The following is a 10,741-nucleotide window of genomic DNA, read 5'->3' as shown; positions in this document are numbered from 1 at the left end:
TCGGCTGCGGAGCGGGAAGCTCGACTCGCTCTAGGCCTGATCTAGGCCTGCGAAGCCTCCGCGTGGCCCTCAGGCCCCTCAAGTCCCAAGGTCCTTAAGGGCTGTGCCCCTGTGCGTACGCCGCCGGTGCGGGCGTAGGCGCGAGCGCCCTGTGTGAGCGCCTGCGGGGTTCGCTTCCGGTACTCGCGTGAACAGGAAGTTACTTGAACAGGAAGTTATGCGATCGCTTCAAGGAACGGCCGCGCGCATGTAAGGGTGTCTGGATGCAGACCCTTTACAGGCGACTTCTCAAGCTGCTTCCCAAGCTCGGGGTGCAGGTGCTCGATCTTGGTCCGGGAGAGGCGTTGGTCTCCCGGCGACGTGGGCGTGCCCCGATCTCTCTCGAGGCGGGCACTGATCTGCTGGCCCGCCGAAGTAGCGGTTATACGGTGACGCCCGTGGGCGGGGACGCGTGGCTGGTGGCCCGCGGTCGCACCGAGGGGTCCAAGGCCAAGCCGAAGCCGGCGAAGTGGAAGAACGCCGCGCTCGGGCAGACCGGGGCGCACCTGCTGTTCGACCCGGAGGCGTCGAAGGGCGACGAACGCGTCCTCCAGCTGGCCGCCGCCGATTATCTGTGCGCCCACCATGTGAACGCGGTGCTGGACAAGTACCAGGTGAACTGCGTCTTCGACGTGGGCGCCAACGCCGGCCAGTACGGCAGGCGCCTGCGCCGCCACGGCTACACCGGCCGCATCGTCTCCTTCGAGCCGACCGCCGAGCACTTCGCCAAACTCCAGAAGAAGGCGGAGAACGATCCCGAGTGGCACGTCTACAACCTCGGCCTGGGCCGTGAAGAAGCCACCATGGAGATCCACTCCAACTGGAACTCCATGAACTCCCTTCTCCCGCCCACCGAGTACGGCAAGGGCCGCTACAAGCGGTTCGCCAAGGCGACCATGGAGCAGATCGAGATCCGCCGCCTGGACGCGATGATGGACGAGGCACTGGACGGCCTCACCGACCCCCGCCCCTACCTGAAGATGGACACCCAGGGCTATGACCTGGAGGTCTTCGCAGGCGCCGGCAAACGCATCGACGACTTCGTCGGCATGCAGTCGGAGGTCGCTCTCCTCCAGCTCTACGAAGGCAGCCCCCGCATGCACGAGGCGGTCGCGCTGTACGAGGAGGCCGGCTTCGAGATCACAGGCATGTACCCGGTGACCCGGGAACCGGCTACGGGGCGGGTTGTGGAGTTCGACTGCGTCATGGTTCGCCCGGCGGCTGCGGGTGCCTCCGGCGATTGAGCGGTTGGGTTCGTTTTCGGGTGCGGGTTGCCTCCGGCGGTGGGGCGGTTGGGTTCGTTGTCGGCTGCGCCGCCGTCGTGGCTGGTCGCTCCCCCACTCTCGGCTGCTCCCCCACTCTCGGCTTCGCTCGAGCGGGGGACCCCCATGAGCGGGGGGACCCCCATCGCGGCGGAGCCGCACATTGATACAGCCGGGAAGGGGCGGGGCTGGGGAAAGAAAAACCTGCCCCCCACTCGGGTAAACCCCCCTGGACATAGGCCAGTTGGCCGGATGGGCTGCCCACAGGCGAGCCGCCAGGCTCGTGGCCATGACGAAGACCCAAAGAAACGCCGCCCTGATCGCCGCCTCTGCCGTCGTCCTCGGCATCACCGCCCCACTGACCGCGGCGCAAGCCGCAAACTCCGTCCCGCCCAAGGGAGTTGAAGACTCCCTCGACTGGACGAAGTGCGAGGGCCCCGGCCTCGACCCCCGCCAGGAGTGCGCAACCGTCAAGGTCCCGATGGACCACGCCCACCCCAACGGCAAGAAGATCGGCATCGCAATCTCCCGTATCCCCAGCGAAAAGCCGGAGGCCCGCCGCGGCGCACTGCTGCTCATCCCCGGCGGCCCCGGCGGCAGCGCCCTCAGCGCCCCCTCCGGGAAGGGGCAGAAGCTGCCGCAGAACGTGCGGGACACGTACGACCTGATCGGCTTCGACCCCCGAGGGGTCGGCCGTTCCACCCCGGTCAGCTGCGGCCTGGAACACGAGGACCTCGCCCTCTCGAAGCTGCGCCCCTGGCCCGCCCCCGACGGCTCCGTCACGGAGAACATGGCCAACGCCCAGCGCCTCTCCGACGCCTGCGCGAGCAACGGCGGCGAGCTGATGCGCCACATCAGCACCGCCGCCGAAGCCCGCGACCTCGACCGCATCCGCGAAGCGCTCGGCGAGCAGAAGGTCTCCGCGTGGGGCGTCTCGTACGGGACGTACGTCGGCGCCGTCTACAGCCAACTCTTCCCGCACCGCACCGACCGCATCGTGCTGGACAGCAACCAGAACCCCGACCCCGTCCGGCTGCAGCGCGCCTGGCTCGCCGCGTACGAGACCGGCGTGGAGGACAACTTCCCGGAGTTCGCCAAGTGGGCGTCGGCGCCCGGCAACCCGGACCGGCTGGCCCGTACGGCGGCCGAGGTGCGGCCCCTGTTCCTGCGCCTCGCCGCCCGCCTCGACCGCGAGCCCATCCCCTGGCCCGGCGCCAACCCGGAGGAGCTGAACGGCAACGTCCTGCGCCAGACGATGCTGGACACCTTCGCCGACCCCGACAACTACCCGGCGCTGGCCCAGTTGATCCTGGCCGCCCAGAAGGGCACGGTCCCGCCCGCGCCCCAGGCGCCGCCCGAGTCGGTCCAGCAGAACGTCACCGCGGTCGGGGCCGCGACCGTCTGCAACGACGCCGCGTGGCCCAGCTCAACTGCCGTATACCAGAAGGGAGTCGACAAGAGCCGCGTCAAGTACCCGCTGACCGCCGGGATGCCGAGGAGCGCGCTGGTCTGCGCCGCCTGGCCGTACGAGCCGAAGGAGCCCCCGGTCCGCATCACCGACCGCGGCCCCTCCAACATCCTGCTCGTCCAGAACGAGCGCGACGTCGCCACTCCACTGAGCAGCGCCCTGAGGCTCCGTACCACCCTCGGCAAGCGCGCCACCATGGTCACCGTGAACTCCACCGGCCATGGCGCCTACCTCGCCAACGGCAACGAGTGCGGCGACCGGGCGGTGTCCCACTTCCTGGCCACGGGGGAGCGGCCGGGTCGGGACGTCTACTGCGACTGAGACCCGAGGCTGCGTCAGATGACCTTGGCGGCGCGGAGGCCTGCGATGTCCTCCGCGCTCTGCCCCAGTTCGCCCAGGATCCGCTCCGTGTGCTCCCCGACCGCGGGGACGGGGTCCATACGGGCGGGCGCGCCGGCCAGATCCACCGGCGGCAAGAGCGCCGGCACCGCACCCCCGCCTGGCAGGCGCACGTCCTGCCACCGCTGACGTGCGCTGAGGACGGGATGGGCGAGGAACTCCTCGACGTCATTGACCCCGGCGTTCGCGATACCCGCCTCGTCCAGCAGCTTCTCCACCTCGCGGCTGTCCGACCGGCCGAAGCGTTCGGCGACGATGGCATTGATCTCGTCGCGGTGCGCCACCCGGTCCGAGCCGGTGGCGAACCGCGGGTCGTCGACGAGTTCCGGACGCTCCAGGAACCGTTCGCACAGCGCGACCCACTCGCGTTCGTTCTGGATCGAGAACAGTACGTCCTTGCCGTCGGCCGCGGTGAAGGCGCCGTACGGGGCGATGGTGGCGTGTTGGGTGCCGATGCGGGGCGGCTGGGTTCCGCCGTGGCGGGTGTAGTAGGCGGGCTGGCTCATCCACTCGGCCAGCGCTTCGAAGAGGGAGACCTCCACGGCCCGGGCGACGCCGGTGGTCGCGCGGGTGTAGAGGGCGGTGAGGATGCCCGAGTACGCGTACATCCCGGCGGCGATATCGGCGACGGACACCCCCGCGCGGGCCGCTCCGTGCTCGTTCCCGGTCAGCGAGACCAGCCCGGTCTGGCACTGTACGAGCAGGTCGTACGCCTTTCGGTTCGCCCACGGTCCGCTGCTTCCGTAACCGGAGATGGAGCAGGGGATGAGGGAGGGGTGCCGTTCGGCCAGGTCCGCCGCGCCGAAGCCCAGCCGGGCAGCAGCGCCCGGGGCCAGATTCTGCACGAACACGTCGGCGCCGCCGAGCAGTTGCTCCAGGATCTCCCGCCCTTGTGCCGACTTCAGGTCGAGGGTCAGGGACTCCTTGGAGCGGTTGAGCCACACGAAATAGCTGGACTCTCCGTCGACCGTGGTGTCGTACCGCCGGGCGAAATCCCCTTCCCCCGGCCGCTCCACCTTGATGACCCGCGCCCCGAGATCGGCCAGCTGGCGCGTGGCGAAGGGCGCGGCCACGGCCTGCTCGACGCTCACGACGGTGACGCCGGTGAGCGGGAGTGGTACGGGGTGCCCGGTCACGAGGCGCTCCTGTCCGGCGACTCGTCCGGCTGCCGGTCGGCGTCCGCGGTGTCCGGCAGCAGGCCGCACAGGGCAGCGCGTCGCTCGGGGCCGAGGGCACGGGTGACGGCTTCGGTGATGGCGTGCGCGAGAGGGGGCGAGGTGTCTTTCAGGAGCCGGCGTGCCTTCTCGGTGAGAGTCACCTCGATGCCGCGCCTGTCGCCGCAGACCGAACCCTTGGTGACCAGTCCGGCGTGCTGGAGGCAGGCGACCTGATACGTCAGCCGGGTCTTGGGGCGGCCCAGTAGCTCGGCGATGCGGGTCATCCGCAGGCCGCCTCCGGGCTGGTCGGCCAGCAGGCACAGGACGAGGAACTCGTCGTGCGAGATCCCGAGGGAGTCCCTGACGCGGGCGCGCAACTGCTGTTCGACCGCGCCGGCGGCGGCCAGCAGATGCATCCAGGAGCGCAGCTCCGCCGGCAGCAGCCCGTTCTCACCCGAGCACTCGCTCTCGTCCGAGTGTTCGCTCTCGTCCGAGGCGTCGCGCTCGGGGAGGTCGGTGGGGGCTGTGGAGTCGGCCATGATGCCCCAGTCTACCTGTTGTCCAATTTTGAATTACGGGCTAGCGTGTGACTATCCAAATTTGGACGACCCCTTCTCGTGTACCCCCGTCAGGAGAAACCCCATGTCCGTCGCAGTCGAAACCGGTCTCTGGCAGCTCGACCCCGCCCGCTCCACCGTCGCCGTCCGGCAGAAGACGATGTGGGGCATGGTCACCGTGAACGGCACCTTCGCGGGCGTCACGGGCGACGGCGAGGTCCGCCCCGACGGTTCCGCCAGCGGCACGGTGACTCTCGACGCCGCCTCCCTGGACACCAAGCACGAAAAGCGCGACAAGCACCTGCGCTCCGCCGACTTCTTCGACGTGGACCGGCACCCCGCCATCACCTTCGCCGTACGCAGCTGCGTCCCGCGTACGGACGACACCGTCGAGGTCTCCGGCCAGCTGACCGTACGCGGCATCAGCCGCCCGCAGTCCTTCACCGCCCGCGTCACCGACTCGACGGCCGACGCGGTCACCCTGGCCGCCGAACTGACCGTCGACCGAGCCGAGTTCGGCATGACCTGGAACCAGCTGGGCATGATGCGCGGCCTGACCACCATCACCACCACTCTCCGCTTCGCCCGCGCGACGGCCTGACGGGCAGTAAGGCCGAGGAAGACCGAGCAAGGCCGAGCAAGACCGAGTCCGGGGCGGGCAACCTTGCCCGCCCCGGCGGCGACCTGTGTGTGAACCCCCGTCCCCCACCGGGAGGAATCGCCATGGGCAAGTACCTTGCGCGTCTGGTCGCCGTGTTAGCCGTGCTCATCGCGGCGGCCGGCGCGTTCGCTCCGCGTACCGAGGCCGCCGAGGAGTGGGGTCCGCCCGCGGAACTGGTGCAGCCGCTGGGTGAGGTGTGGAACCACGTCGAGTCGACCTACCCGGACCTGTACGGCTTCCGCAATTACGGGTGGGACCAGATCATGGCCAACAAGGGGAGCGTCAACTACTGCGTCCGCTGGGAGTCCGGCGCCCCCGTCAGCGCTGCCCTGCGCGACCGGATCCACGGCGCGCTGAAGAAGCAGTTCGGGAAGTGGATGGCCGCCATGGTCGACGGCGGTACGGGACACAATGCCTGGCCGTACACCGAGGTTCCCGTCAACATCGTCGGCTGGGCCGTCAAGGACCGCTCCACCCTCCAGTGGAGCGACGACTCCGTCGACATCTACACCGGAATCCTGGACGAGGGCGGAGCCCCGCAGTGCGCGCCCGACTGCGGCCGCTTCTTCCACCAGGACGGCGACTACTCGCAGTGCCCCGGCGGCCCCGCCCGCCACTACGACCAGTCACTGTGGCTGACCAAGGGCTTCCAGGGCGGGGCCGGCGGTGACTGGGGGCAGCGGGTCGGCCAGGAGTACTTCACCGGCGCCCTGGACCAGGAGAACATCCACGTCTACCTGCACGAGGTCGGCCACACCTTCGGCCTCGACGACTTCTACGACTGGACTCCGACCGGCCAGTGCTGCTTCCTGATGAAGGCGGGCAGCGCCAGTCAGATCACGGAGTTCGACAAGTGGATGTTCCGCGACTTCTGGCGCCATCTGAAGAGCAGGTACGGCCACTGAGTCAGCGGGTACGGTCGTGGCCCCTTACGGGGCCACGGCCTTGCGGAGTGTGTGCAGGCACAGGGTCAGGGCCGTATGCCTGGGGGTCTCGTAGTCGCGGGCCTGTTCCCAGGCCGTGTAGAGCAGGGCCCACAGGACGTTCTGGATCCAGTAGGCGTCGGGTTCGGGGTCGAGTGTGCCCTCCTCCTGGCCGCGGCGGATCAGGCGCAGGAGTGCCTTGTCGGCGGGGGTCTCCTCCTCCCAGCCGGACCAGTTCCTGAACTGCGGCATGTCGAACAGCAGCATGAGGCGGTCGCCGAGCTCGAAGAGCTCCTGGCAGAGCCGCTCCAGCCCCTTCAGGGCCGGGCCGTCTTCGAGCCGGGCCCGCTCGGTGGCCACCGCGACACTGTCGAGGACGTCCGTGCCGATGGCCGCCAGCAGGGCGGACCGCTCCGGGAAGTAGCGGTGCACGGTGGTGCGCCCCACACCGGCGGCCGCCGCGACATCGGCGAACGACGCGGCCTGGTCGGTGGACGAACTCCTGCGGAGCAGGGCAGGGAACGGGATTTCGCTTCAGGGCGAAAGACCGCCACGCGATCGGGTAACGTGCCTGCCGTGCGTTGCGAGAACCAAGCGCGCACACCGTGCCGATCGAGAGCTAAGACGGCACTGCTGAGCTTCGGGGCCGATGCGCGCGCCTCGGCCGAGTACGGCGTACGCGCGGTCCGCCGCGAGGCGCTGGCCTGGATGATCGCGTGGTCCGGCATCCAGCTGGCGATCATCGCGATCCTGGCGGTGGGCGCCTGGCGGGTCGGTGAGGGGCACCTGGAGGTGTCCAGCCTGATCGCCTTCCTGCTGTACGCGTTCGGCCTCATGGAACCCGTCACCGAACTCAGCCAGAACCTCACCGCACTCCAGTCCGGCATCGCCGCCGCGGAACGCATCCGCGAGACCGATGACGTGCAGACCGAGAGCACCGCCCGCCCGGCGCCCTCGACGGCTCCCGCACCGGGTGCGGACTCCCGCGAAGACATCCCCGTACTGGAACTGAGGCAGGTCACCGCCGCCTACGGCCCCGACGCCGAGCCCGCCGTGCGGGGCATCGACCTGACCGTCCCCCGGTACGGGCACACCGCGATCGTCGGCCCCTCGGGGGCGGGCAAGACGACCCTCTTCTCCCTCATCCTGCGCTTCCTGGAGCCGGCGGGCGGCGAACTGCTCCTGGACGGCCGTCCGTACCGCGACCACACCCACGACGACATCCGGGCACGACTGGCCTACGTGGAGCAGGACACCCCGATCGTCCCCGGCACCATCCGCGACAACCTGCTGCTCTCCCGCCCCGACGCGACGGACGAGGAACTGCGCCAGGTCCTCCGCGACGTCCGCCTGGCCGAAAAGATCGACACCCTCGACGAGGGCCTCGACACCCCCCTGTCGTCCACAACGGTCTCGGGCGGCGAACGCCAGCGCATCGCCCTGGCCCGCGCCCTGCTCCGCACCCCCGACGTTCTCCTCCTGGACGAGGCGACCGCCCAACTCGACGGCTTGACCGAAGCCGCCGTCCACGACTGCATCCGCTCGCGCGCGGGCACCGGCGCCGTGGTCACGATCGCCCACCGCCTGTCGACCGTGATCGACGCGGACACCATCGTGGTGATGGAGGAGGGCCACATCCGCACCCGAGGCACCCACGAGGACCTCCTGACAACGGACACCCTCTGCCGCGAACTGGTAGAGGCCCTCCGCATCGCCGCGACCACGGCCTCGGCCGCACGGTGAGGTATGCTTAGTCCGGTGCTTAGTCCACTTGGTGATCGTATGGTGAGGCGGCCATGGAAGCAGCACGTCAGTACAACGTTCATGAGGCAAAGACGCACTTCTCACGGATCCTTGAGCAGGTCGCGACCGGTGAGGAGATCGTGATCAGCAAGGCGGGCGAGCCGGTGGCCAAGGTGGTGCCGCTGCGCCCCAAGGTGAAGCGGACCGGCCGGGGCTCGCTTCGGGGGCAGATCCACATCCCCGATGACTTCGATGAACTGCCCGACGACATTGCCGACGCTTTCGGGATGCGCTGATGCGACTGCTGCTAGACACCCATGTGGTCCTCTGGTGGCTGGACGACTCCCCTGAGCTGTCCGGCGAGATCAAGGATCTGCTCGACACCGAACCCGCGGTGTACGTCAGTGCCGTGTCACCGTGGGAGATCGCCATCAAGCAGTCGCTCGGCAAGCTGGAAGGCCCGGAAGACCTGGCCGAGCGGGTACGCGACAGCCAGTTCACCGGCCTGCCCATCACCGCCGGGCATGGGGTGCGGGCCGGAAGGCTCCCGGCGCATCACCGGGACCCCTTCGACCGGATACTGGTCGCTCAGGCGCAGATCGAGGGGATGACCCTGGTGACGAGGGACAAGTGGATCCCTCAGTACGACGTGCAGGTCATGCCCGTGTGAGCGGCACCTGGGGGCGGCGGCCCGTGCGTGCCGTTTGCCACCCAGTCCGGCCGAACTACTCGGCGCCGTGGGCGAGTTCGATGTCATGGCCGTCCACGCCGCCGCCGGAGACGGTCACCGCGGTGGCCTTCGGCGGGTAGCCGGTCGCCATGACCGTGTAGTCCCCGCTGTCCAGGTCGGAGAAGGCGTACGCCCCGTCGACGCCGGTCGCCGTCGTGGCGACCACATTGCCCGCGGCGTCCATCAGCGTGACCCGCGCGTCGCTCAGCGGAGCACCCGCACCGCGCACCGTGCCCCGTACCTGCGCCCCGGGGTGCAACTCGACCTCGACCCGCGTGGCCCCCGCGCCGCCGATCTCGACGGGCAGCGCCAACGGCCGGTGCTTGGCCGAGTTGACCGCGAGCGTCACCGTCCCCGGCACCAGGTCCGAGACGGTGAACTCGCCCATGGCGTCCGTCTCCCCACTGGCCAGCACATCCTCGCGTACATCCGTAACGATCACCACGGCCCCGGCGACCCGTACCCCGCTGTCCGCCGACCGCACCACCCCGGCAAGCCCGCTGGTACCGCTCAGCAGCACGTCGTACGTCACCGGCGCGTCGCCTACGACGACGGTCGAGGCCTGCGGCCGGTAGCCGTCGGCGGCGGCGATCAGTACGTACGAACCGGCACCCGGCGCCCGCACACCGTACGAGCCGTCCTCCTGCGCGACCGCCCGCCCGAGCTGCCGCCCTTCGAGGGAGATCAGCGTCACTGCGGTGCCGGACACGGGCGCGCTCTCCGCGCCGCGGACGTGCCCGCGGACGGGGACGCCGCTCGTGTCGTCGCCGTCCAGGGCCGCCGCGTCCAGGGGTTGGCGGGGCCGCGGAAGGCTGACCGGCGCGTCTGAGCCGGCGTCGGCGGGAAGGGCCGCGAGGGCGGCGTCGCCCGTGTCCCCGTCTCCCTCCCCAGTCGGCGTCTCGGACATCTCGCCCGCGACCGGCTGCCGACGCGGGATGAACGAGGCGACGAGGAAGGCGAGAAGGGCCGCACCGACGCCGATCGCCAGGACCGCCTTGAAGCCGTCCTCGGAGGGAAGGGCGGTGGAACCGAAGGTGGTGGTCATCTGCGCGAGGATGACCCCGGCGACCGCGCTGGCGACCGACGTACCGATGGACCGCATCAGGGTGTTGAGGCTGTTCGCGGCACCCGTCTCGGACGCCGGTACGGCGCCCATGATGAGCGCCGGCATCGAACCGTACGTGAAACCGATACCGGCGCCGATGACGCAGGACACCAGGATGAAGTGCCAGACCTCGTCCATCAGCACGATGTTCAGTCCGTAGCCGCCGGCCACGATCAGGGAGCCGATCATCAGCGTCACCTTCGGGCCCTTGGCCTTGGAGACGGCCGCGGAGACCGGGGCCAGGGCCATCATCACCAGTCCGGACGGCGCCATGACCAGACCGGCGGCGAGCAGCGACTGACCCAGACCGTATCCGGTCGCCTCAGGCAACTGCAGGAGCTGCGGAATGACGAGGGACATCGCGAACATCGCGAAGCCGACGGCTATCGAGGCCAGGTTGGTGAAGAGCACCTGGCGGCGCGCGGTGGTCCGCAGATCGACCAGCGGTTCCTTGGTACGCAGCTCGAACAGGCCCCACACCAGCAGGATCACGACGGACGCACCGAACAGACCGAGGATGGTCCGGCTGCGGCACGCCCTGGCCCGTACGGACGGCCCCACCATCGCCGCCTACGGGGGCGCTACGAGGAGTTCGGCGGTCGACGGGGGAAAGGGACGTTCATGCCCGTGGCGAAGAAGCCCAAGAAGGTCGGTTCGTGGCAGGCGGTCGGTGCGGTGCTGGCGCACTGCCGGAAGC

General features: G+C 69.7%; 10 protein-coding genes and 1 pseudogene. 7 read left to right on the top strand and 4 right to left on the bottom strand.

What is annotated here, in order from left to right; all coding sequences use genetic code 11:
• The first annotated feature begins 263 nt into the window (after positions 1-263).
• Complete coding sequence (locus G6048_RS42955; protein ID WP_165345040.1) at positions 264-1,283, top strand: FkbM family methyltransferase; 1,020 nt, start codon at positions 264-266, stop codon at positions 1,281-1,283.
• 307 nt (positions 1,284-1,590) lie between these two features.
• Positions 1,591-3,090 (top strand): alpha/beta hydrolase, encoded by a 1,500-nt coding sequence (locus tag G6048_RS42950; protein ID WP_165345039.1) that lies wholly within the window; start codon positions 1,591-1,593, stop codon positions 3,088-3,090.
• 14 nt (positions 3,091-3,104) lie between these two features.
• Here G6048_RS42950 and G6048_RS42945 read toward each other — a convergent pair whose 3' ends face one another.
• Together G6048_RS42945 and G6048_RS42940 are read right to left on the bottom strand one after the other, a co-directional pair.
• Positions 3,105-4,304 carry a CaiB/BaiF CoA transferase family protein gene (locus G6048_RS42945; RefSeq protein WP_165345038.1) on the bottom strand — a complete coding sequence of 400 codons (1,200 nt, stop codon included), beginning with the start codon at positions 4,302-4,304 and terminating at the stop codon, positions 3,105-3,107.
• Entirely contained in the window at positions 4,301-4,864 is a 564-nt protein-coding gene (locus G6048_RS42940; RefSeq protein WP_165345037.1) for a MarR family winged helix-turn-helix transcriptional regulator, read from the bottom strand. Before G6048_RS42940 ends, G6048_RS42945 begins: the two co-directional genes overlap by 4 nt.
• A gap of 103 nt (positions 4,865-4,967) precedes the next feature.
• Here G6048_RS42940 and G6048_RS42935 point away from each other — a divergent pair, with 103 nt between their 5' ends.
• Together G6048_RS42935 and G6048_RS42930 are read left to right on the top strand one after the other, a co-directional pair.
• Complete coding sequence (locus G6048_RS42935) at positions 4,968-5,483, top strand: YceI family protein (RefSeq protein WP_165345036.1); 516 nt, start codon at positions 4,968-4,970, stop codon at positions 5,481-5,483.
• 122 nt (positions 5,484-5,605) lie between these two features.
• Entirely contained in the window at positions 5,606-6,448 is an 843-nt protein-coding gene (locus G6048_RS42930; protein ID WP_165345035.1) for a hypothetical protein, read from the top strand.
• Between the two features lie 24 nt (positions 6,449-6,472).
• Here G6048_RS42930 and G6048_RS42925 read toward each other — a convergent pair whose 3' ends face one another.
• Positions 6,473-6,979, bottom strand: coding sequence for a TetR family transcriptional regulator (locus tag G6048_RS42925; RefSeq protein WP_206342833.1), 507 nt, complete (start codon positions 6,977-6,979; stop codon positions 6,473-6,475).
• Positions 6,980-7,042: 63 nt separating this feature from the next.
• Between G6048_RS42925 and G6048_RS42920 the strand changes: the two genes are divergently transcribed.
• From G6048_RS42920 to G6048_RS42910, 3 genes are read left to right on the top strand one after another with little or no spacing between them, the layout of a single operon-like run.
• The gene (locus tag G6048_RS42920; protein WP_328828649.1) at positions 7,043-8,209 is read left to right on the top strand and encodes an ABC transporter ATP-binding protein; all 1,167 of its coding nucleotides are present in this window, start codon (positions 7,043-7,045) and stop codon (positions 8,207-8,209) included.
• 53 nt (positions 8,210-8,262) lie between these two features.
• Positions 8,263-8,505 carry a type II toxin-antitoxin system Phd/YefM family antitoxin gene (locus tag G6048_RS42915; protein WP_062030294.1) on the top strand — a complete coding sequence of 81 codons (243 nt, stop codon included), beginning with the start codon at positions 8,263-8,265 and terminating at the stop codon, positions 8,503-8,505.
• Complete coding sequence (locus tag G6048_RS42910) at positions 8,505-8,879, top strand: type II toxin-antitoxin system VapC family toxin (protein WP_165345034.1); 375 nt, start codon at positions 8,505-8,507, stop codon at positions 8,877-8,879. The genes G6048_RS42915 and G6048_RS42910 overlap by 1 nt, the downstream gene beginning before the upstream one ends.
• A gap of 55 nt (positions 8,880-8,934) precedes the next feature.
• Here the strand turns inward: G6048_RS42910 and G6048_RS42905 are convergent.
• A pseudogene (locus tag G6048_RS42905) lies at positions 8,935-10,572 on the bottom strand (MFS transporter); the annotation flags it as partial.
• Positions 10,573-10,741 lie beyond the last annotated feature (169 nt).

This window comes from Streptomyces ureilyticus, assembly GCF_011045025.1.
GTDB lineage: Bacteria > Actinomycetota > Actinomycetes > Streptomycetales > Streptomycetaceae > Streptomyces > Streptomyces ureilyticus.
This window is presented reverse-complemented; position numbering and strand designations above follow the sequence as displayed.